The organism is Streptomyces sp. NPDC048566, assembly GCF_043199735.1.
Classification (GTDB): domain Bacteria; phylum Actinomycetota; class Actinomycetes; order Streptomycetales; family Streptomycetaceae; genus Streptomyces.
The window spans coordinates 134,716-156,241 of record NZ_JBICWL010000006.1 but is presented as its reverse complement, the minus strand read 5'-3'; the positions used below and the strand labels follow the sequence as shown (position 1 = coordinate 156,241).

Genomic DNA, 21,526 nt, shown 5'->3' with positions numbered 1-21,526 from the left:
AGGGGACGGACCGCTGACACCGGGGCGGCGCCCCGGAAGACCGCGCGCCGCCCGGCCGCCCGCCCCGCGGCCTGCCGCCGGGGCCGCCGCACGCGCGCCCGTACGCCCGGGAGGGGCACGGCGTCCGCCGTGCCCCTCCCGGAGAGCCTCACCGCCGCGGCCCGGGCCGCCGGCGTCTACAGCCCGTAGCGCTCCCTGGCCTCCTTGACCGCGGACGCCTTGACCTCGCCGCGGCGGGCCAGCTGCGCGAGCGCCGCGACGACGATCGACTCGGCGTCGACGCCGAAGTGCCGGCGGGCCGCCTCGCGGGTGTCGGAGAGGCCGAAGCCGTCGGCACCGAGCGAGGAGTAGTCCTGCTCGACCCACTGCGCGATCTGGTCCGGGACCTGGCGCATGTAGTCGGAGACCGCGAGGACGGGGCCCTCCGCTCCGTGCAGCGCCTCCCGGACGTAGGGCACCCGGTCCTCGCCGCGCAGCAGGGCCGCGTCGGCGTCCAGCGCGTCGCGGCGCAGCTCGGTCCAGGAGGTCGCGGACCACACGTCGGCGGCCACGCCCCACTCCTCGGCGAGCAGCTTCTGGGCGGCGAGCGTCCAGTGGATCGCGGTGCCCGAACCGAGGAGCTGGATGCGCGGGGCGTTCGCCCCGGCCACGTTCAGACCCGCCGACTCCGCGGTGTTGAAGCGGTACAGGCCCTTGACGATGCCCTCGTCGACACCGGCCGGCTTGGCGGGCTGCGGCATCGGCTCGTTGTAGACGGTCAGGTAGTAGAAGACGTTCGGGTCCTCGCCCGGCGCGGCCTCGCCGTACATCCGGCGCAGGCCGTCCTTGACGATCGCCGCGATCTCGTAGGCGAACGCGGGGTCGTAGGACAGCGCCGCCGGGTTGGTCGCGGCGATGACGGGGGAGTGGCCGTCGGCGTGCTGGAGGCCCTCGCCGGTCAGGGTGGTGCGGCCGGCGGTGGCGCCGACCAGGAAGCCGCGGCCGAGCTGGTCGCCGAGCTGCCACATCTGGTCGGCCGTGCGCTGCCAGCCGAACATCGAGTAGAAGATGTAGAACGGGATCATCGCCTCGCCGTGCGTGGCGTACGCGGTGGACGCGGCGATGAAGTCGGCCATCGAACCGGCCTCGGTGATCCCCTCGTTGAGGATCTGGCCGTTCTCGGCCTCCTTGTAGTACATGAGCTGGTCGCGGTCGACCGGCTCGTAGGTCTGGCCCTTGGGCGAGTAGATGCCGAGCGACGGGAAGAGCGACTCCATACCGAAGGTACGGGCCTCGTCCGGGACGATCGGCACCCAGCGCCTGCCGGTCTCCTTGTCGCGCACCAGGTCCTTGACCAGGCGGACGAACGCCATGGTCGTCGCCACGTTCTGCGAGCCGGAGCCCTTGTCGAAGGACGCGAACGCCTTGTCCGGGGCGGCGGGCAGCGGGGCCAGCGGGTGCGTGCGGCGGGCCGGGGCCGGACCGCCGAGGGCGGCGCGGCGCTCCTGGAGGTAGCGCACCTCGGGGGAGTCGGCGCCCGGGTGGCCGTAGGGGACCACGCCGTCGACGAACCGGCTGTCGGGGATGGGCAGGTCGAGCAGGTCGCGCATCTGCCGGAACTCGTCCGTCGACAGCTTCTTCATCTGGTGGTTGGCGTTCTTCGACGCGAAGCCCTCGCCGAGCGTGTGGCCCTTGACGGTCTGCGCGAGGATGACGGTCGGCGCGCCCTTGTGCTCGACGGCCGCCTTGTAGGCCGCGTACACCTTGCGCGGCTCGTGGCCGCCGCGGGAGAGGTGGAAGCACTCCAGGATCTTGTCGTCGCTCAGCAGCTTCGCCATCTCGACGAGCGCCGGGTCGGCGCCGAAGAAGTCCTGGCGGATGTAGGCGGCGTCGCGGGTCTGGTACGTCTGCACCTGCGCGTCCGGTACCTGGCGCAGGCGGCGCACGAGCGCGCCCGTGGTGTCGAGCCGGAACAGCTCGTCCCAGGCGTTGCCCCACAGCGACTTCACGACGTTCCAGCCGGCGCCGCGGAACTGGGCCTCCAGCTCCTGCACGATCTTGAAGTTCGCGCGGACCGGGCCGTCGAGGCGCTGGAGGTTGCAGTTGATGACGAAGGTCAGGTTGTCCAGACCCTCGCGGGAGGCGAGTGCGAGTGCCGCGGTCGACTCGGGCTCGTCCATCTCGCCGTCACCGAGGAACGCCCACACGTGGGACGCCGAGACGTCCTTGATGCCGCGGTGGGTGAGGTAGCGGTTGAAGCGGGCCTGGTAGATCGCCGACAGCGGGCCGAGGCCCATGGAGACGGTCGGGAACTCCCACATCCAGGGCAGCCGGCGCGGGTGCGGGTACGACGGGAGGCCGTTGCCGCCCGACTCCTGGCGGAAGTTGTCCAGGTGCTGCTCGTTCAGCCGCCCGTCGAGGAAGGCGCGGGCGTAGATGCCGGGGGAGGCGTGGCCCTGGATGTAGAGCTGGTCGCCGGAGCCGTCCCCCTCCTTGCCCTGGAAGAAGTGGTTGAAGCCCGTCTCGTAGAGCCAGGCGGCGGAGGCGAAGGTGGCGATGTGGCCGCCGACGCCGTGCTTCGCGCCCCGGGTGACCATCGCGGCCGCGTTCCAGCGGTTCCACGCGGTGATCCGGGACTCCATCGCCTCGTCGCCGTCCACGGCGGGCTCGGCGGAGGTCGGGATGGAGTTGACGTAGTCCGTCTCGAGCAGCTTGGGCAGCGCGAGACCGTTGCCCTCGGCGCGCTCCAGCGTGCGGCGCATCAGGTACGCGGCACGGTGCGGCCCGGCCGCCTGGGTGACGGCGTCCAGGGAGGCCTGCCATTCGGCGGTCTCCTCGGGGTCGCGGTCCGGGAGCTGGTCGAGCTCGCTCGGCTGGATTGCGGTGGGGTCGGTCATTGCGCCGCCTTCCGGATGCGGAGGGGGGTTCCCTCGTCGGCAAGGGGTTTCGGGGGTGCCCTTGGTCTGTGGCAGGACAGGGCGGCGGGCTCCGGTGCGAGCCCGTCGGTGACTGTAACTCCCTGATCGATGATCGATCAAAGGGTTCCGGGAGAAAACCTCTTCAGATCGCAAAAGTCGGCACCGGGTGCCTTTCCCGCGGGCACGGGGTGCCGCCGAGCGGCGGGGTTCTCGCAGGTGGGGGCACACCTGAGCGTCGAGGCGCTCCGCTGTACCGGAGGCCGGAAACGGGGACGAGGAGCAGGGGGGAGTCGGCGTCGCGGGAGGAGGGCGGCGGAGCGCGGGGTGGGGAGCTGGGGGAAGGGGAGCCTCAGGAGGGGGAGGGGGAGGGGAGCTGCCGGTGCCGGACCCGGGACGCCGGACGCCCGCGGCCGGGACCCGCCGATCGCGGCTCCGGACGGCCGTGGGCCTCAGGCGCGGGGCGCGCAGCCGAGGACGTGCGCCTTGACCAGGTCGGCGATGAGCGGGTCCCGCCGCCGGAAGGCGTCCACGAGGGCCTCGTGCTCCTCGGCGTACGACTGCTGCACCGTGCCCAGCCACCTTATGGACAGGGCCGTGAACACCTCGATGCCCAGCCCCTCCCAGGTGTGCAGCAGGACGGAGTTGCCCGCGGCCCGCACCAGCTCCCGGTGGAAGGCCACGGTGTGCCGGACCTGTCCGGTCCCGTCGGACAGCCGGTCGGCCTCGTACAGCGCGCTCACGTGCGGTTCCAGGGCCGAGCAGTCCTCGGCGAGGCGCTCCGCCGCCAGCTCCGCGGCGATGGCCTCCAGGCCGGCCCGCACCGGATAGCTCTCCTCCAGGTCGGCGGCCGTCAGGTTCCGGACCCGTACGCCCTTGTTCGGCGCCGACTCGATCAGCCGCAGCGACTCCAGCTCGCGCAGCGCCTCCCGGACCGGGGTCTGGCTGACCTCCAGCTCGGTGGCGATCCGCCGCTCCACGATCCGCTCGCCCGGCTTCCAGCGACCGCTGACGATCCCCTCCACGATGTGCTCGCGGATCTGTTCGCGCAGCGAGTGGACGACGGGCGCGGTCATGGAGGCTCCTTTGGGAGGAGTGCGGGACCCCGGGGGCGGGTGACGTTTAGACAATAAGGCCGCGCCCGCGCCGACGAGGAGCGCAAAGGGGCCCTTCACCGCAGGTGAGACGAGACTTACACGGTGTCAGAGCGCTCCCGCCGGTGCGGACGGCTGCCGGACCCTCCCCGCACGCCCCACGTCTCCGCCTCCTCCGGAACCCCGGCGGCCCGGTGCCGCGGTCACGAGGAGGAGCGGCGCCGACGGCGCGCCCCGGTCCGCCGAAGGGGGGAGGAACGGACGGCCACCGGGGTGTTCGGGCACGGTGCGGGGGCGGAAGCCGTCGCGGTGGTCCGTGCCGGTCGCGGGCGCGGTGCCGGCCTGCCGCCCCGCCCGCTCATGGATCCCGCGCCGACCCGCGCGCGGCGGACCCGGGGCGCGCTCACCGCGGCACCCCGCGTGGCCGGGGCCGCCCCCTGCCGGGGTGGCCGGGGCCGCCCTGTCGGCCGGGGGCCCGGCAGGCGGCGGGCCCGGCCCGGGAGAGCGGCTTCGCGGGCTCGTCCCGACGGCCGACCGCTGGGCCGGTACGCGGCCCGTGCGGCGCGGCGGCGGAGCGCGGCGCACCGGCCCCGTGCTGCGGGGGAGCCCACGGCCCCCCTGCCGAGGTGGAGCCGGGCCGGGGAGGGGCCCGGCGGGGAGGGCCGCCGCCCGGGGCGGGCGGCGCTCACCTCCCGGGAAACGCCGCGCCCTCCGTCCGGGAGCCGGACGGAGGGCGCGGTGCGGTCGTGCGGGCGGTGCCGCCTCGCGGACGCGGTTACAGGCCGAGCTCGACCTCGAACTCGCCCGCCTCCAGGATCGCCTTGACCGCGGTCAGGTAGCGGGCCGCGTCGGCGCCGTCCACCAGACGGTGGTCGTAGGAGAGCGTCAGGTAGGTCATGTCGCGGACGCCGATCACGGTGCCCTCGGCCGTCTCGATGACGGCCGGACGCTTGACCGTGGCGCCGATGCCCAGGATCGCGACCTGGTTCGGGGGCACGATGATCGTGTCGAAGAGCGCGCCGCGCGAACCGGTGTTGGAGACGGTGAAGGTCGCGCCGGACAGCTCGTCCGGGGTGATCTTGTTCGCCCGCACCTTGCCGGCCAGGTCGGCGGTGGCCTTGGCGATGCCGGCGATGTTCAGGTCGCCCGCGCGCTTGATGACCGGGGTCATCAGGCCCTTCTCCGAGTCCACCGCGATACCGATGTTCTCGGTGTCGAAGTAGGTGATCGTGCCCTCGTCCACGTTGATCCGGGCGTTGACGGCCGGGTGGGCCTTCAGCGCCTGGGCCGCCGCCTTCACGAAGAACGGCATGGGGGAGAGCTTGACGCCCTCGCGGGCCGCGAAGGAGTCCTTCGCCTGCGCGCGGAGCTTCATCAGGCGGGTGATGTCCACCTCGACGACCGAGGAGAGCTGGGCCTGCTCGTGCAGGGCCTTCACCATGTTGTCGCCGATGACCTTGCGGATGCGCGGCATCTTGACGGTCTGTCCGCGCAGCGGGGAGGCCTCCAGCGCCGGAGCCTTCCCGGCGGCGGGCGCCGCGGCGGCGGCCGGAGCCGGAGCGGCGGCCTTCGCGGCCTCGGCGGCGGCGATGACGTCCTGCTTGCGGATACGGCCGCCGACGCCGGTGCCCTTGACGGCGGCCAGGTCGACGCCGTTCTCGGCGGCGAGCTTGCGCACCAGCGGGGTCACGTACGCGCCGTCGTCACCGGAGGTCGCGGCGGGAGCCGGGGCCGGGGTGACGGGGGCGGGCGCGGCCGGCGCGGGGGCCGGAGCGGCCGGAGCCGCCGGGGCCTGCGGCTGGGCGGGGGCCGGGGCCGCTGCGGCCGGGGCCGGGGCGGCGGGGGCTGCCGGGGCCTGCGGTTCGGCGGCCGGGGCCGGCTTCTCCGCGGGGGCGGCGGGCGCGGCGGGCGCCGCGGCGGCCGGAGCGGCGCCGGGAGCACCGATGACGGCCAGCTTGGCGCCGACCTCGGCGGTCTCGTCCTCGCCGACCACGATCTCCAGCAGCACGCCGGCGGTGGGCGAGGGGATCTCGGTGTCGACCTTGTCGGTCGACACCTCCAGCAGCGGCTCGTCCTCCGCGACCTCCTCGCCGACCTCCTTCAGCCAGCGGGTGACGGTGCCCTCGGTGACGGACTCGCCGAGCGCGGGCAGGACGACGTCCGTGCCCTCGGCGGAACCGCCGCCGGAGGCGGCCTCGGCGGTCGGAGCCGGCGCGGGGGCCTCGGCCTCGGCGGCGGGGGCGGGGGCGGCCTGCGGGGCGGGCTCCGGCTCGGCGGCCGGGGCCTCCTCGGCGGCCGGGGCCGGGGCGGCGGCGGGCGCGCCCGTGCCGTCGTCGATGACGGCCAGCTCGGCGCCGACCTCGACGGTCTCGTCCTCGGCGACCTTGATGGACGCGAGCACGCCGGCGGCGGGCGAGGGGATCTCGGTGTCGACCTTGTCCGTCGACACCTCCAGCAGCGGCTCGTCGGCCTCGACGCGCTCGCCCTCGGCCTTCAGCCAGCGGGTGACGGTGCCCTCGGTGACGCTCTCACCGAGTGCCGGAAGGGTTACGGAAACCGGCATGGTTTCTGTTGCTCCTTAGCGGGGTCTCCCCGCCTCGACCCGGGGTCGAGAACGGGGAAGGTGCGGAAGTCTGTGGTCGTCGCGTCCTGCTCGACGCGGATGACGGGGACGGCCGTGCGGCCGGCTCAGTCGTGCGAGTGCAGCGGCTTGCCCGCGAGGGCGAGGTGGGCCTCGCCGAGCGCCTCGTTCTGCGTCGGGTGGGCGTGGATGAGCTGGGCGACCTCGGAGGGCAGCGCCTCCCAGTTGTAGATCAGCTGGGCCTCGCCGACCTGCTCGCCCATGCGGTCGCCGACCATGTGGACGCCGACCACGGCACCGTCCTTCACCTGGACGAGCTTGATCTCGCCCGAGGTGTTGAGGATCTTGCTCTTGCCGTTGCCCGCCAGGTTGTACTTCAGAGCGACGACCTTGTCCGCGCCGTAGATCTCCTTGGCCTTCGCCTCGGTGATGCCCACGGAGGCGACCTCGGGGTGGCAGTACGTCACCCGGGGGACACCGTCGTAGTCGATCGGGACGGTCTTCAGACCGGCCAGGCGCTCCGCGACCAGGATGCCCTCGGCGAAGCCCACGTGGGCGAGCTGGAGGGTCGGGACGAGGTCGCCGACGGCGGAGATGGTGGGCACGTTCGTGCGCATGTACTCGTCGACCAGGACGTAGCCGCGGTCCATCGCGACGCCCTGCTCCTCGTAGCCGAGGCCGGCGGAGACCGGGCCGCGGCCGACGGCGACGAGCAGCACCTCGGCCTCGAACTCCTTGCCGTCGGCCAGGGTGACCTTCACGCCGCTCTGGGTGTACTCGGCCTTCGAGAAGAAGGTGCCCAGGTTGAACTTGATGCCGCGCTTGCGGAACGCGCGCTCCAGCAGCTTGGAGGAGTTCTCGTCCTCGAGGGGCGCGAGGTGCTTGAGGCCCTCGACGATCGTCACGTCGGAGCCGAAGGACTTCCACGCGGAGGCGAACTCCACGCCGATGACCCCGCCGCCCAGGATGATCGCGGACTTCGGCACGCGGTCCAGCACGAGGGCGTGGTCCGAGGAGATGACGCGGTCGCCGTCGATCTCCAGGCCCGGCAGCGACTTCGGCACGGAGCCGGTCGCGAGCAGCACGTGGCGGCCCTGGACGCGCTGTCCGTTCACGTCGACGGAGGTCGGGGAGGACAGCCGGCCCTCACCCTCGATGTACGTCACCTTGCGGGACGCGATGAGACCCTGAAGACCCTTGTACAGACCGGAGACGACCCCGTCCTTGTACTTGTGGACCGCGGGTACGTCGATGCCCTCGAAGGTGGCCTTGACGCCGAACTGCTCGCTCTCGCGGGCCTGGTCGGCGATCTCGCCCGCGTGCAGCAGGGCCTTGGTGGGAATGCACCCGCGGTGCAGGCAGGTACCGCCGACCTTGTCCTTCTCGATCAGGGCGACGTCCAGGCCCAGCTGCGCTCCGCGCAGCGCCGCGGCGTAACCGCCGCTACCGCCGCCGAGGATCACTAGGTCGAAAACGGTGCTGGCGTCGTTCGCCACGTCACGTCCTCCATGCATGTGCGCCACGCCGGTCTCCAGTGACCGGTCGGCGGCTGGTGTCCGGCCGCTCTTCTTCGGCCCTGTGGTGGGGGCCCTGTCCTGCCGAGAACCCATCTTCGCACTTGTCGAGGACGAGCGAGACGCCGGGCCGGTGTGTGGGACGTCTGATCGATCACGTCGGCAGGGGGAGGGACGGGGCGAACCCGCGGATTTCGTCGCGGGCACCGCCCCGTCGCGACGCGGCGGGCGGTCCCGGGTGAGGCACCCCCGGGGCCGTCCGCCGGCCGGTGGCTCAGCCCAGGTCGCCGGCTGCGGTCAGCTCCGCGAGCCGCACCAGGGTGCGGACCGCGGAACCGGTGCCGCCCTTGGGGGTGTAGCCGAACGGGCCGGCCTCGTTGAACGCCGGGCCGGCGATGTCCAGGTGCGCCCAGGTGATGCCCTCGCCGACGAACTCCCGCAGGAACAGGCCGGCGACCAGGCCGCCGCCCATCCGCTCGCCCATGTTGGCGATGTCGGCGGTGGGGGAGTCCATGCCCTTGCGCAGGTGCTCGGGCAGCGGCATCGGCCAGGACTCCTCGCCGGCCTCCTCGGCGGCGTCGACGATCGCGGCGCGGAAGGCGTCGTCGTTCGCCATCACGCCGAAGGTGCGGTTGCCGAGCGCGAGGACCATCGCACCGGTCAGCGTCGCCACGTCGACGATCGCGTCCGGCTTCGCCTCGGACGCCTTCCACAGCGCGTCCGCGAGGACGAGACGGCCCTCGGCGTCGGTGTTGAGGACCTCGACGGTCTTGCCGCTGTACATGCGCAGCACGTCACCCGGGCGGGTGGCGGAGCCCGACGGCATGTTCTCCGCGAGCGCGAGCCAGCCGGTCACGTTGACGTCCAGGCCGAGGCGCGCGGCGGTGACGACGGCGGCGAAGACCGCGGCGGCACCCGCCATGTCGCACTTCATCGTCTCGTTGTGGCCGGCCGGCTTCAGCGAGATGCCGCCCGAGTCGTAGGTGATGCCCTTGCCGACGAAGGCGAGGTGCTTCTTGGCCTTGGAGGAGGTGTACGACAGCTTCACCAGGCGCGGACCGGCGGCCGAGCCGGCGCCGACGCCGAGGATGCCGCCGTAGCCGCCCTTGGCGAGCGCCTTCTCGTCGAGCACCTGGACCTTGATGCCGTGCTCCTTGCCGGCCGCGGTGGCGACGGCGGCGAAGGACTCCGGGTTGAGGTCGTTCGGCGGGGTGTTGACCAGGTCGCGGGCGCGGTTGAGCTCCGCGGTCAGCGCGGTGGCGCGGGCCACGGCCGCCTTGTACGCGGCGTCCCGGGGCTTGACGCCGAGCAGCGCGACCTCGCCGAGCGGGCCCTTGGCGTTCTTCGCGGCGTCCTTGGAGCGGCCGCTGTCCTTGTAGGCGTCGAAGGAGTACCCGCCGAGGCCGGCCCCCTCGGCGACCGCGCCGGCGTCCGCGGCGTCCGCCACGGGCAGCGCGAACCCGGCCTTCTTGGCGCCGGCGAGGGCGCGGGCCGCGGCGCCGGCGGCGCGGCGCAGGGCCTCGGTGTCGAAGCCGTCGCCCTTCTCGGGGGCCGCTCCCAGACCGACGGCCAGCACCACGGGGGCCTTGAATCCGGAGGGCGCGGGCAGCTTGGTCACCTCGCCCTCGGAGCCGGAGGCGCCGAGGGTCTCCAGGATTCCGGCGAGTCCGCCGTCGTACGCCTTGTCCACGGCCTCGGCGCCCGGTGCGACGACCGGGCCCTTGGGGCCCTTCGCGACGCCGACGACGATCGCGTCGGCCCGCAGACCTGACGCCGCGGCGGTGCTGAGAGTGAGAGCAGTCACGGTGGTGAGATCTCCGCTTCCTTGAAAGTTCTTCTGGCCGAGAGAGGTGGGTCGACCGGGCCCGACGGCCGACCCTAGATCCGTCCTCGGGGGCGGTCCTCGCCGGGGCCCCTGCCAGGGGCCGGGCGAGTACCCGGGACGAGCCTACGCTCGGGGGAGGGTTTCGCTCATTCCCGCGCGTGTTCGCCCGGCGGTGGTGCCCTTGTCCGGTTCCCGTCCCTCACCCGGGGTCACCCGCGGGACACTTCCGGTGGCGCCGCGGGCGAGGTGTCCGCCGCTTCGCATGATTTCGGCTGATGCCCCTCGTTTTCCACCGAAACGGGGATTCCCGCCGGGGAGACCGCGGCACGGGCCCACGGCACGGCGGGTGGCCGGCCGCCGCGCGCCCTCAGCCGAGGGCGCACACCACGAGCGCCGTGGTGGCGGCCGTCTCGGCCAGGCCGCCGAACACGTCTCCGGTGACGCCGCCGAAGCGGCGCGTGCAGTGCCGCAGCAGCAGCTCGGCCGCGAGGCAGGCGGCGGCGACCGCCGCCGCCGCGCGCACCGCGCCGCCCGGCCCGGCGAGCATCCCGGCGCCCGCGGCGGCCAGCGCGACGGCCGCCGCCACCGGCAGTGCGGAGCGCGCCGGCACGGTGCCCGCGACCGCGGCGCCCAGGCCCCCCGGACGGGCCGGCGGCACCCCCCTGCGGGCGGCGAGCGTGAGGACGAGCCGGGCCGCGACCGCGGAGACGACGGCCGCCAGGGCGCCGCGGGCCCACGAGGTGCCGTACGCCTCGGCGAGTGCGGCCACCTGGGCCAGCAGCACGAACAGCAGGGTGATCACCCCGAACGGGCCGATGTCCGACTGCTTCATGATCCGCAGCGCGTCCTCGGCGGGCTTGCCGCTGCCCAGCCCGTCGGCGGTGTCCGCGAGGCCGTCCAGGTGCAGCCCCCGGGTCAGCACGGCGGGCACGGCCGCCGCGGCCACGGCCGAGAGCAGCGGCCCGGCGCCCGCCGCCGACAGCACCGCCCCCGTGAGGGCCGCGCCGAGCCCGACCGCCAGTCCCGCCGCCGGAGCGCACAGCATGCCGCGGCGGGCGGTGTCCCTGTCCCAGCGGGACACGGTCACGGGGAGCACGGTGAGGGTGCCGAAGGCGAAGCGGAGGCCGTCGGCGAGCGTGGGGGCGGAAGGGGTCCTGGGCATCGGCGCAGGGTATCCGGGCGCCCGGAGGGCGGTTGCGGCCCCACTGGATAAAGTTCGCATATGGGTCATTGGTTGGAGCGGAACATCGTCGAGCCCGGCAAGCTCCCCATGCTGCTGGCGCTCGCCTCGTTCGTCGTGACCTTCGCGGTCACCCGCGTCATCGTGCGGATGATCCGGGCCGGCAAGGGCCCCTTCGGCAACGTGAAGGCCGGCGACCTGCACATCCACCACGTCGTCCCCGGCGTGGTGCTCACGGTGACCGGCGGGTTCGGCGCGGTGGCCAGCGGCCGGTACGGCTTCGGGGCGTCCGCCTTCGCCGTGATCTTCGGGGTGGGGGCGGGCCTCGTCCTCGACGAGTTCGCGCTGATCCTGCACCTCGACGACGTCTACTGGACCGAGGACGGACGCAAGAGCGTCGAGGTCGTCGTCCTGACGGCGGCCCTCGTCGGCCTGGTGCTCGGGGGCTTCTCGCCGTTCGGCGTCAACGACGTCAACGACCAGGAACTCCAGGACCGTACGGGCGCGATCGTCACCATCGCGCTGAACTTCTGCTTCGCCCTGCTCGCCCTCAGCAAGGGCAAGACGCGCATGGCGATCTTCGGGATCGTCGTGCCCTTCGTCGCCCTGATCGGCATGGTCCGGCTGGCCAAACCCGGCTCGCCGTGGGCCCGGCGCTTCTACCGGCGCAGGCCGCGCGCCCGGGCCAGGTCCCGGCTGCGCGCCTACCGGCACGACCGCCGCTGGGCCGGACCCAGCCGCAGGCTTCAGGAGTGGATCGGCGGCAAACCCGACCCCGAGCCGGCCCCCGCCCTGACCGACCGCCGGTGACGGAGCGCGGAGAGTCCGTACAGGGCCAGTACCGCCGCGATGGCCGCCAGATGCTCCTTGCCCGCCAGGTTGTCCTTCACCCCGACCTCGGCCACCATCGCCGCGACCACCAGCCCGGCCGTCGCGTACGCCCGGTAGCGCAGGGCGAGGAACACCGCCAGACCCACCACGGCCGCCGACGGGCCGGTGTCCACGATCAGGGCGTCCGCGCGCGGCAGCCCCAGCGGGCGGTCCGGGCCGAGCGCGATGCCGGCGCGCGCGTACAGCGTCCCGGCCAGCGTCGCGACGTAGCCGATGACGAGCGTGCGCCACCAGCCCAGACAGATCTCGGCGATCCCGAAGACGACCAGGATCTGCGCGAGCGCACCCCACACCGGCAGGTCGAGGGCCGGCACGTACACGGACAGCGGGGTGCGCAGCAGGGCGAGCCACAGCGGGTCCTCGGCCCGGACCGAGCCGAGGACCCGCACCGCCCCGAAGCCCCAGGGCCGGTTCTGCGCGAACTGCAGGAGCGCCGTCAGGCAGACCGCGCCGAGCGTCATCGGGACCGCCCGCCACCGCCGCCGCGCCAGGCCGCGGCGTACGGCGCGGTACAGCGGGCCCCACTCGGCGCGAGCCGGGCGGGCGAGCCGGCTCACCCGCCGCTTCCCGCGCCCGGTCCGGCTCCGGTCCCGCTCGGTCTCATCTGTGCGACTCCAGGTGCTTGCGGTGCAGCCACTTCGGCAGGCCCGGGGCTTCCAGGAACCCCTCGGCGCGCGCGGACGCGACGGCGATGCGGGGCAGGTCCGCGCTCTTCTCGAAGAGCAGGAACCGCGGCTCCCAGATGGGCCGGTACTTGGCGTTGGCCCGGTACAGCGACTCGATCTGCCACCAGCGGGAGAAGAAGCTGAGCAGCGACCGCCACAGCCGCAGCACCGGACCGGCGCCGAGGCGCCCGCCACGTTCGAAGACCGAGCGGAACATGGCGAAGTTCAGTGAGACCTGAGTGATCCCGATCTCCCCGGCCCGCCGCAGGAGTTCGATCACCATGAACTCCATCAGCCCGTTCTCGGAGTCCCGGTCACGCCGCATCAGGTCCAGCGACAGCCCGCACGGCCCCCACGGCACGAACGACAGCAGCGCCCGCAACGCGCCGTCGGCGTCGGTGCATTCGAGCATCACGCAGCGTCCGTCGGCCGGGTCGCCGAGCCGTCCCAGCGCCATGCTGAAGCCGCGTTCGGTGGCTCCGTCGCGCCAGTCGTCCGCGCACCGCAGCAGATGCGCCATCTCGCCGGCCGGGATCTCCTCGTGGCGCCGCACCCGCACCCGGTACCCGGCCCGCCGCACCCGGTTGTGGGCCTGCCGGACGGTCCGCATCGCCCGGCCTTCGAGGGTGAACTCGGCGGTCTCGACGACGGCTTCGTCGCCCAGTTCCAGCGCGTCGAGACCGTGCCGCGCGTAGACCATGCCGGCCTCCTCGCCGGCGCCCATCACCGCCGGGATCCAGCCGTGCTCCCGGGCCTCCGCGAGCCACGGCTCGATGGCGCCCGGCCACGCCTCGGGGTCCCCGAGCGGATCGCCCCCGGCCAGGGAGACCCCGCCCACCACCCGGTAGACGACCGCGGCCTTGCCGGTCGGCGACCAGACCACGCTCTTCTCCCGGCGCAGCGCGAAGTAGCCGAGCGAGTCCCGGTCGCCGTGGCGGTCGAGCAGGACCCGCAGGCGCCTCTCGTCCTCCTCCGTGAACGGGTCGACGGCGCGCCGCGACCGGAACGCGGCGTACAGGACGGCCAGCACCAGCAGGGTGCTCAGCACGTTGATCGTGACGTCGGCCCAGTTGGGCGTCGCGATGCCGGGGTGCGGGGACTCGTCCGCGGCCACCGAGACGAGCCGCAGCGTGCCGTGGCGCCAGCGGTCGAGGAAGGTCGAACGGCCGGCGTCCGGGGCGGTGTTGGTGACCGTGACGAGTAGCGCCGCGCACAGCGAGGCGACCAGCAGCCCGCCCACGGCGACGACCGCGGCGAGGGCGGGGTTCGAGCGGTCGCCCTTGGCGTAGAACTCCCGGCGGCCGGCCACCAGCGCGCCCACGAAACCCGCGGTCAGGACGAACGACACCCAGTTCTGGGCGTACCGGTGGATCTCCGGGAAGGCCATCGCGACCGCGAAGAGGAGCAGGAACAGGCCGCCCAGCACGGTGTTGAGAATCCACGCGGCCCGCTTGCGCCGCCCCATCGTGACGGCCAGGAACAGGGTGAACACCCCGGACGCGAACCCCGCGGTGAGCAGGTAGGGCGTGAAGTAGTTCTCCGTGTTGTGCCGTCGCACGTCCTGCCCGAGCGACACCCACACGGCGCTCAGAAAGTTCACGAAGGCGACCGCGCGCAGGTACCAGACGGCGCCGGACGCCGCCCGCCGCGAGGCGGCCGTGGACCGCCGTTCCCCGTCGCTCCGGCGGACCGGTGCCCGTTCCAGGACAGCGGTAATTCGGGCATCTCCCATGAAGCGGGATGATATGGGGCGCGGTCGCCGGTTCGAGGGAGGGACGGGCCGCGCCCGACGCGCCCCGGACGGGCGCGGGAGGGGTCCGCGCCGCCGCGTCCAGGGCCGCCACCCGCCGGTGCCGGGCCGCCTCCCGCCGGACCCGCGCGGCGCGGCCGGTCCCCGCGGCGGACGGGTCGCCGTCAGGGGCCGGCCGGGGCGCGGCGCGGGACGCGGGTCAGGAGGCGGTGCCGGGCTCGGCGCCGGAGGCCGGCGTGGCGTCCGGGACCGGTGCGGCGCCGGGCGACGGCTCGTCATCGGAGGCCGCCCCGGTGTCGGAGGGCGGCGCCGAGCCCGTGTCCGGGGTGCTGCCGGGCTCCTCGGCGACCGCGGGGGAAGGAGCCTCCGGCAGGTCCGCCGCGAGCCCCGCAGCCGCCTGGACCAGCGGCAGCGCGAGCAGCCCGCCCGCGCCCTCACCGACCGTCACCCCCTGGTCGAGGAGGGGTTCGAGGGCCATCCGGTCCAGCGCCTTGGCCTGCGCCGGCTCCCCGCTGCGCTGCCCGGCCAGCCACCAGTCCGGGGCCCGGAACGCGACCCGCTGGCCGACCAGCGCGCACGCCGCCGCCACGACGCCGTCCAGGATGACCGGCATCTTGCGTGCCGCGCTCTGCAGCAGGAACCCGGTCATCGCCGCCAGGTCCGCGCCGCCCACCGTCGCGAGCAACTGCAGCTGGTCGCCGAGGACCGGGCGGGCCCGGCGCAGAGCGTCGCGCACGGCGGCGCACTTGCGCATCCAGGTCAGGTCGTCGATGGCCTCGCCGCCCCGGCCGGTCACGACCGACGCGTCCGTGCCGCACAGCGCCGCCACCAGGACGGCCGCCGCCGTGGTGCCGCCGACGCTGATGTCGCCGAGCACCACCAGGTCCGTCCCGGAGTCGGCCTCCTCGTCGGCGAGGGCGACGCCCGCGCGGAACGCCGCCTCCGCCTCCTCCAGGGTCATCGCGTCCTCGACGTCGATGCGGCCCGAACCGCGCCGGACGCGGTGCCGCACCACCTCGTCGGGCAGCCCCTCGGTGCCGGCCTCCAGCGCCATGTCGATCACCCGTACCGGCACGCCCAGCCGGCGGGCCAGCACGGCTGCCGGACTCGCGCCCTCCAGGACCGACCGGACCAGCCGGGCCGCACCGCCCGCGGGGCGGGCCGACACCCCGAGGGCGGCGATCCCGTGGTCGCCCGCGAACAGAAGGACGCGCGGGTGCTCGATCGGCCGCACCGGCACCGCGGACTGCGCCGCGGCCAGCCACTCACCCAGGTCGTCGAGGCGGCCCAGGGCCCCGGGCGGGACGATCTGCCGCTCCCGGCGCGCCTCGGCGTCCCGGCGTACGCCCCCGTCGGGGCGCTCGATCAGATCGGAGAAGTCGTCGAGATTAAGCGAGCTCATTCGCCGAACAGTACCGGCCCCGATCGAACACGTCCGCGCCACGTCGTTGCGCTCCCCGGGGCGCTGCCATCCGTACCGTTTGTGACGGATTGTCGTACGGCTCGTCCCCGACAGGAGCACCCCATGCCCCGCACTGCGCCGCCGATCGCCGAACGCCGCGCCGCCTACGCGGCCGAACTGGCCCGGGGCACCGCCCGGTTCCACGAGCCGCGCCGCGCCGCGTGCCCCTGGTGCGGCTCGCAGCGGCTGCGCACCCGGCTGCGCACCACCGACCTGCGGCTGCGCAGACCGGGGACCTTCGTCGTCGACACCTGCGGCGACTGCGCGCACACCTTCCAGAACCCCCGGCTCACCGCGGAGGGGCGGGCCTTCTACCACCGGGACGGTCCGGACGAGACCGCCGAGGACCTCGCCGGCCGGCTGCTCGGCGCCCGCGGCGGCACCCGGCGTCACCTCGCCGCCGCCCGCGCCCTGCTGCCCTTCCCCGAGCCGGAGAGCTGGCTCGACGTCGGCACCGGGCTCGGCCGCTTCCCCGAGGCGGCCCGCGAGATCCACCCGTACACCGCCTTCGACGGGCTCGACGCGACGCGGCGCGTCGAGCGGGCGCGGGCCGCCGGGCGGGTGGAGGAGGCCCACGTCGGCCGGCTCACCGACCCGCGGATCGCGGAGCGGCTGCGCGGCCGGTACGACGTGGTGAGCATGTTCCACCACCTGGAGCACACCCCCGACCCCCGCGAGGAACTGCGCGCGGCCCTGGGGGTGCTGCGCCCCGGCGGGCATCTCCTGGTCGAGTCGCCCGACCCGGACAGCGCGTTCGGCCCGCTGCTCGGCCGGTGGTGGACGGCGCACGGCCAGCCCGGCCATCTGCACCTGATGCCGCTGCCCAACCTGCTCGGCGAACTGGAGTCGCTCGGCTGCGCGGTGGTCGTGACGGACCGCCGCGCCCCGCACGTCCCCCACGACCTCGCGGGCGCCGCCGCCCTGGCCCTCGGCCGCGCCCTCCCCGGCCCCGACGCCCCCTGGCGTCCCGCGCCCCCCACACCGCTCCAGCGCGGCCTGCGGACCGGCCTGTCCCGGGCGTCCGCCCCGCTGCTGGCCGCGACCGCCGGGCTGGACCACCTGCTGGCCCCCCTGCTGCGCCGCACCCGCTTCTCCAACGCCTACCGCGTCGTCGCCCGCCGGGAGTCCTGAGCGGTCCGCCGCGAACGGTCGCCCCGCGGCGGACCCCGCTCCCGGGCGCCGGTACGGCCGGCGCCCCGCGCCCGGCCGCCACCCCTTCGGCCCAGTCGGCCGGGCCGGGCCCGGGGGGCGGGAGACCCGGCGGGCCCGGCCGATCCGGGACCACCGGTCCCCGGTCTGCCCGCGAGGTCCCTCCCCTTGACGCCGGCCGGCCCGCACGCTGGTACCGAGTCCCCGTGCCGCGCCGGCGCGAGAGGCCGAAGGAGCTGATCCCATGACGACCGTGACGGGAACACCGGACCGCCCCGTGCGGGTGACCGCGGTGCCGGACACCCCGCTGTCCCGATGGCTCTGGCTGGTGAAGTGGCTGCTGCTCGTCCCGCACTACGTGGTGCTGTTCTTCCTGTGGATCGCCTTCACCTGCGTGAGCGTGATCGCGTTCTTCGCCATCCTGTTCACCGAGCGCTACCCCAGGGCGCTGTTCGACTTCAACGTCGGCGTGCTGCGCTGGAGCTGGCGGGTGGCCTACTACGGGTACGGGGCGCTGGCCACCGACCGCTATCCGCCGTTCCGTCTCGGCGACGACCCCGGCTACCCGGCCCGCCTGGAGATCGCCCGTCCCGAGCGGCTCTCCCGCGGCCTGGTGCTCGTGAAGTGGTGGCTGCTGGCCATCCCGCACTACATCGTCATCGGATTCTTCCTGGGCGGCTACGGGCGGTGGGACCTCGGCCTGGTCACGGTGCTGGCGCTGATCGCCGCCGTGGCGCTGGCGTTCACCGGGACCTACCCGCGCGGCCTGTTCGACCTGGTCGTCGGCCTCGACCGCTGGGTGCTGCGGGTCGCCGCGTACGCCGCCCTGATGACGGACGTCTACCCGCCGTTCCGGCTCGACACGGGCGGCGCCGAGCCGGACCCGTACGCGGGCTCCGTCGCGCAGGCCCGCCCGTGACCTTCGGCCCCGCTCCCGCGGGGCCGCCTCCCGTCGGGACGGTTCGCGGTCCTCACCCGCGCAGCCGCAGCGCCTGCCCCGCCACCAGCAGCAGCACGTGCTCGCACTCGTCGGCGAACCGGGCGTTGAGACGGCCGAGTTCGTCGCGGTAGCGGCGGCCGGACGCGGTCGCCGGGACGATGCCCGACCCCACCTCGTTGGAGACGGCGACCACCGTGCGGCGGGTGCCGCGGACCGCGGCCAGCAGCTCCTCGGTGCGGGCGCGCAGGGCCCGTTCGCCGCCCGAGGCCCACTCGGCGTCGTCCCAGGCGTTCACGCGGTCCATGGCGTCGGTCAGCCACAGCGAGAGGCAGTCGACGAGCAGCGGCGGTCCGTCCCGCCCCAGCAGCGGGACCAGGTCGCAGGTCTCCACCGTGCGCCACGATCCGGGCCGCCGCTCCCGGTGGGCGCTCACCCGCACGGCCCACTCCGCGTCCCCGCCGCGGGTGCCGCCGGTGGCGACGTACAGGACCTCGGGGAACGCCTCCAGGCGCCGTTCCGCCTCCACCGACTTCCCCGACCGCGCCCCGCCCAGTACCAGCGTGCGGCGGGGCACGTCCGGCACGTCCTCGTAGACGCCCACGTCGAGCGTCGTGCCGTCGGGCACCGCCCGTGCCCCCGCCGCCGCGAGCCGCCGCCGCGACTCGGGCCCGGGCGGCACGTCGTGGTCCAGGTGCACCGCGAGGACGTCCGTCGTCGGGCCGACCGCGCCGGCCGCCCGCAGCCTCGCCAGCGCGTCGGGCCGCCCCGCCACGTCGAGCAGCACCATCGCGTACCGGTCGCCGTCCCCGTCCAGACCCGCGGGGGCCCCGCCCGGCGGCAGGTACAGCAGGCGCAGCCCGTCCGGTCCGGTCACCGCGTACCCGGTGCCGGGCGCGTCCACCGGCACCGCCCGCACCCGGTGCCCGGTCAGCAGCGCCAGCTCCCGCCCGTCCGGCACCCGGCCGGGCTGCGGCAGCCCGGCCGGCACCTCCACGGCGGGCCCGTCGTGCGGATGCGAGAGCAGCACCTGCCGGACCCCGCCCAGCGACCGTCCCGCCCGCGCTGCCGCGAAGGCGGCGCCGGGGGTCAGGTCGAGCAGCAGCGTGCCGTCGACGAGCAGCGAGGTCGCCGCCCGCGCCCGATCGCCGAGCGCGGACGCGCAGGACGCGCAGGGACAGTCGGGGCGGGGCAGGCCCGCGGGGGCACCGGTGCCGAGCAGAGTCAGTTCCACGCCGACGATTTTTCCGTGTCCCCGCAGCTCTTGCGCGTCCGGCTAGGCTTTCGCCCGGGAGCCGGATCTTGTCCGGCTCGCGCTGTGCAGTGTGCTCACACCTGGGAGGCGTACATGGCGGCATGGACGTGGCGGTTCGAGAAGTCCGACGGGACAGAGGTCCAACCCGTGGTGCAGCCCGAGGAGTTCACCACGCAGGGTGACGCGGAGTCGTGGATCGGCGAGGTGTGGAAGGACCTGCTGGCCGGCGGCGCGGACCAGGTGTTCCTCTTCGAGGACTCCACGAAGATCTACGGTCCGATGAGCCTGCACGCCGAACCGGAGTAGGCCGCCCGGGGGCGCCGGGGCCGGACCCCGGCGCCCGACCGGTCGGTGCCGGCCGCCGGTGCCCTGACCGGAAGGACTCACCGGCTCGCGACGCCCGGCCCGGCACCTCGCCGCGTCGTCGCATCACCCGAGTGCGACCGGTACGCGGGAGACGCTCCGCCGTGCGCCGCACCGCAGCGGACACCGCGAGCCGTCCGGCGAACCTTTCCGGTCACGGCACCAGGCCGGCGCGGAGCCCGCCCCGCGTGCCGTGCGCGGCCCGCCCGGAACCGGTGGGCCCGGCCGTCCTCGGTGATCCGGTGCGATCGTTCCCGGCCCGGAGGCGGGGCGAGCGCGACGAAGGACGCGGGACGTCGTGCCGACGACGGTCGCCGGGGCCGGTGGCGGCCGCGCTGCCCGTCCGGCGGGGGCGGCGCGTGCTCCGTCCCGCGGCGGCGGTCAGCCGCGGACGCCGCACAGGTGCAGCAGCGCCGCCACCCGGCGGTAGGGGTCGGTGCGCCCGGCCCGCTCCTCGGCCGCCAGCAGGGCCTCCGCCTCCCGCGGGTCCTCCGGCAGGGCCGCCCCGTCGGGGGCCGTGTCCGTGAAGACCCGGACCCCGTACCACGCGTGCAGCGGCGCCCCGATGCCGGCGAGCGCGCCGGTCAGCGCCGAAAGGCGGTCGGCCCGGACGTCGAGGCCGAGCCGGTTGGTGTACGCGGTCGTGTCGAAGGCGGCGAGCGTTCCCGCCCAGTCGCCGTACAGCCCCGGCCGCATGGCCAGCGCGTCCGCGTTGCGCACCAGCAGCGACAGCAGCCCGCCCGGCGCCAGCATGCGCGCCAGGCCCGCGAGGAGCGCGTCCGGCTCCTGTACGTACATCAGGACGCCGTGGCACAGCACCACGTCGAAACTGCCCGGCAGGAAGTGCACGCCGGTCTCCCGGCCGTCGCCCTCGATGAGCCGCACCCGGCCCCGGATTCCCTCGGGCTCGGCGGCCAGCGCCGCGCGGGCGACCGCCAGCATCGTCGCGTCCTGCTCCAGGCCGGTCACCCGGTGCCCGGCGCGGGCCAGCCGCAGTGCCTGCGTACCCTGGCCCGTCCCGACGTCCAGCACGCGCAGCCGGCGCCCCACCGGATACCGCCCGGCTATCTGCTCGTCGAGCTGCCGGGCCACCAGCTCCTGGCGTACGACGTCGCGCAGACCGCCCAGCCTGCTCAGCCAGGCATCCGCCGCGTCCCCGGAGAACGACGTCGTGCTCAGGGCCGCTCTCCGCGCTTGACCTGCGGCTTCGGCAGCCGGAGTCGACGCATCTGGAGGGTGCGCATCAGCGCGTAGCGGACCGCGCCCCGGGTGGACTGGCCGGGGAAGCGCCGGGCGAGCTGCTTGCGCAGGCGCAGGGCGATGACGACCGAGTCGATCACGATGAGCACGATGACGACCAGCCACAGCAGCAGCGCGATGTTCTGCAGCGCGCCGACCCGCAGCATGCTCATGACGAGGATGACCACGGCGAGGGGGAGGAAGAACTCCGCGACGCAGAAGCGCGCGTCCACGTAGTCGCGCGCGAAGCGGCGCACGGGGCCCTTGTCGCGCACCGGCAGGTAGCGTTCGTCCCCGCTGGCCAGCGCCTGGCGCTGGCGCTCCATCTGGGTACGGCGCTCGTCGCGCTGCCGCTTGGCCGCCTCCTTGCGCGTCGTCGGCGTCTGGGCGACGCTGCGGCGCTGGGTCTGGGCCTCACTGCGCTTGGGCGTGGGGCGGCCCTTGGGGGCCTGCGGGTCACGGGTCACTTTGGAGTCGGTCACCGGCGCCTTGTCGGCGGGGGCCTTCTCTTCCTTCGCACGGCTTCGGAACACAAAACCCAAGGGTACGGGGTGCGCGGGTATGGACGCCGTTCGCGCGGGGAACGATCCGGCAACGCCGTACGTCCGTAAGGGGGACAGAGGGGACGTCCCGCCCCGGTGCCTCGGGGGTCACCTCCTCCCTACGCCGGAGTGGTGCCGCTCGCAGTCGTCCCTGGGGATGAGCGCATCCGTCCCCGAACAGTGCG

16 protein-coding genes are annotated in these 21,526 nt (G+C 74.7%); 4 read left to right on the top strand and 12 right to left on the bottom strand.

The window, feature by feature from the left end; genetic code table 11:
• Positions 1–176 precede the first annotated feature (176 nt).
• The 6 genes from aceE to ACGFS9_RS13110 all read right to left on the bottom strand — a co-directional run bounded on the left by aceE (position 177) and on the right by ACGFS9_RS13110 (position 11,070).
• On the bottom strand, positions 177–2,876 hold the full coding sequence (aceE, locus tag ACGFS9_RS13135) for a pyruvate dehydrogenase (acetyl-transferring), homodimeric type (protein WP_393252832.1): 2,700 nt from the start codon (positions 2,874–2,876) through the stop codon (positions 177–179).
• A 470-nt stretch (positions 2,877–3,346) separates the two neighbouring features.
• Positions 3,347–3,970 carry a GntR family transcriptional regulator gene (locus ACGFS9_RS13130; RefSeq protein WP_393252830.1) on the bottom strand — a complete coding sequence of 208 codons (624 nt, stop codon included), beginning with the start codon at positions 3,968–3,970 and terminating at the stop codon, positions 3,347–3,349.
• A 793-nt stretch (positions 3,971–4,763) separates the two neighbouring features.
• Positions 4,764–6,551 carry a 2-oxoglutarate dehydrogenase, E2 component, dihydrolipoamide succinyltransferase gene (gene sucB / locus ACGFS9_RS13125; protein WP_393252828.1) on the bottom strand — a complete coding sequence of 596 codons (1,788 nt, stop codon included), beginning with the start codon at positions 6,549–6,551 and terminating at the stop codon, positions 4,764–4,766.
• A 125-nt stretch (positions 6,552–6,676) separates the two neighbouring features.
• A complete protein-coding gene (lpdA, locus tag ACGFS9_RS13120; RefSeq protein ID WP_393252827.1) occupies positions 6,677–8,065 on the bottom strand; it encodes a dihydrolipoyl dehydrogenase in 1,389 nt (462 codons plus the stop codon).
• 292 nt (positions 8,066–8,357) lie between these two features.
• Positions 8,358–9,887: a leucyl aminopeptidase gene (locus ACGFS9_RS13115; protein ID WP_393252826.1), complete on the bottom strand. Its 1,530-nt coding sequence runs from the start codon at positions 9,885–9,887 to the stop codon at positions 8,358–8,360.
• Positions 9,888–10,275: 388 nt separating this feature from the next.
• The gene (locus ACGFS9_RS13110) at positions 10,276–11,070 is read right to left on the bottom strand and encodes an adenosylcobinamide-GDP ribazoletransferase (protein ID WP_393252824.1); all 795 of its coding nucleotides are present in this window, start codon (positions 11,068–11,070) and stop codon (positions 10,276–10,278) included.
• Between the two features lie 60 nt (positions 11,071–11,130).
• Between ACGFS9_RS13110 and ACGFS9_RS13105 the strand changes: the two genes are divergently transcribed.
• Complete coding sequence (locus tag ACGFS9_RS13105; RefSeq protein WP_393252822.1) at positions 11,131–11,898, top strand: hypothetical protein; 768 nt, start codon at positions 11,131–11,133, stop codon at positions 11,896–11,898.
• Here the strand turns inward: ACGFS9_RS13105 and ACGFS9_RS13100 are convergent.
• The 3 genes from ACGFS9_RS13100 to cobT form a co-directional block, all read right to left on the bottom strand.
• Positions 11,835–12,536, bottom strand: a complete 702-nt coding sequence (locus tag ACGFS9_RS13100; RefSeq protein ID WP_393252820.1) for a hypothetical protein — start codon at positions 12,534–12,536, stop codon at positions 11,835–11,837. The genes ACGFS9_RS13105 and ACGFS9_RS13100 overlap by 64 nt on opposite strands.
• Positions 12,537–12,579: 43 nt before the next feature.
• A complete protein-coding gene (locus ACGFS9_RS13095) occupies positions 12,580–14,376 on the bottom strand; it encodes a phosphatidylglycerol lysyltransferase domain-containing protein (protein ID WP_393252819.1) in 1,797 nt (598 codons plus the stop codon).
• A gap of 217 nt (positions 14,377–14,593) precedes the next feature.
• Complete coding sequence (gene cobT, locus ACGFS9_RS13090; RefSeq protein ID WP_393252818.1) at positions 14,594–15,796, bottom strand: nicotinate-nucleotide--dimethylbenzimidazole phosphoribosyltransferase; 1,203 nt, start codon at positions 15,794–15,796, stop codon at positions 14,594–14,596.
• Positions 15,797–15,919: 123 nt separating this feature from the next.
• On the opposite strand from cobT, the gene ACGFS9_RS13085 reads away from it, so the two are divergent.
• Both ACGFS9_RS13085 and ACGFS9_RS13080 read left to right on the top strand, forming a co-directional pair.
• Entirely contained in the window at positions 15,920–16,987 is a 1,068-nt protein-coding gene (locus ACGFS9_RS13085) for a class I SAM-dependent methyltransferase (RefSeq protein WP_393252816.1), read from the top strand.
• A gap of 262 nt (positions 16,988–17,249) precedes the next feature.
• Positions 17,250–17,924, top strand: coding sequence for a DUF4389 domain-containing protein (locus ACGFS9_RS13080; protein WP_393252815.1), 675 nt, complete (start codon positions 17,250–17,252; stop codon positions 17,922–17,924).
• Positions 17,925–17,976: 52 nt separating this feature from the next.
• Here ACGFS9_RS13080 and ACGFS9_RS13075 read toward each other — a convergent pair whose 3' ends face one another.
• Entirely contained in the window at positions 17,977–19,176 is a 1,200-nt protein-coding gene (locus tag ACGFS9_RS13075; protein ID WP_393252814.1) for a bifunctional adenosylcobinamide kinase/adenosylcobinamide-phosphate guanylyltransferase, read from the bottom strand.
• A 114-nt stretch (positions 19,177–19,290) separates the two neighbouring features.
• Between ACGFS9_RS13075 and ACGFS9_RS13070 the strand changes: the two genes are divergently transcribed.
• A complete protein-coding gene (locus ACGFS9_RS13070; RefSeq protein WP_393252813.1) occupies positions 19,291–19,503 on the top strand; it encodes a hypothetical protein in 213 nt (70 codons plus the stop codon).
• Positions 19,504–19,941: 438 nt separating this feature from the next.
• On the opposite strand, the gene ACGFS9_RS13065 is transcribed toward ACGFS9_RS13070, so the two are convergent.
• Entirely contained in the window at positions 19,942–20,652 is a 711-nt protein-coding gene (locus ACGFS9_RS13065) for a class I SAM-dependent methyltransferase (protein ID WP_393252812.1), read from the bottom strand.
• Positions 20,653–20,735: 83 nt separating this feature from the next.
• Positions 20,736–21,362 carry a DUF3043 domain-containing protein gene (locus ACGFS9_RS13060; RefSeq protein ID WP_393253072.1) on the bottom strand — a complete coding sequence of 209 codons (627 nt, stop codon included), beginning with the start codon at positions 21,360–21,362 and terminating at the stop codon, positions 20,736–20,738.
• Positions 21,363–21,526 lie beyond the last annotated feature (164 nt).

Bases quoted from the DNA above. Each gene is read 5' to 3' on its own strand.
- aceE (WP_393252832.1), bottom strand. From the start codon at position 2,876: ATGACCGACCCCACCGCAATCCAGCCGAGCGAGCTCGACCAGCTCCCG.
- ACGFS9_RS13095 (WP_393252819.1), bottom strand. From the start codon at position 14,376: ATGGGAGATGCCCGAATTACCGCTGTCCTGGAACGGGCACCGGTCCGC.
- ACGFS9_RS13105 (WP_393252822.1), top strand. From the start codon at position 11,131: ATGGGTCATTGGTTGGAGCGGAACATCGTCGAGCCCGGCAAGCTCCCC.
- sucB (WP_393252828.1), bottom strand. From the start codon at position 6,551: ATGCCGGTTTCCGTAACCCTTCCGGCACTCGGTGAGAGCGTCACCGAG.
- ACGFS9_RS13070 (WP_393252813.1), top strand. From the start codon at position 19,291: ATGGCGGCATGGACGTGGCGGTTCGAGAAGTCCGACGGGACAGAGGTC.
- ACGFS9_RS13110 (WP_393252824.1), bottom strand. From the start codon at position 11,070: ATGCCCAGGACCCCTTCCGCCCCCACGCTCGCCGACGGCCTCCGCTTC.
- ACGFS9_RS13085 (WP_393252816.1), top strand. From the start codon at position 15,920: ATGCCCCGCACTGCGCCGCCGATCGCCGAACGCCGCGCCGCCTACGCG.
- ACGFS9_RS13130 (WP_393252830.1), bottom strand. From the start codon at position 3,970: ATGACCGCGCCCGTCGTCCACTCGCTGCGCGAACAGATCCGCGAGCAC.
- cobT (WP_393252818.1), bottom strand. From the start codon at position 15,796: ATGAGCTCGCTTAATCTCGACGACTTCTCCGATCTGATCGAGCGCCCC.
- ACGFS9_RS13080 (WP_393252815.1), top strand. From the start codon at position 17,250: ATGACGACCGTGACGGGAACACCGGACCGCCCCGTGCGGGTGACCGCG.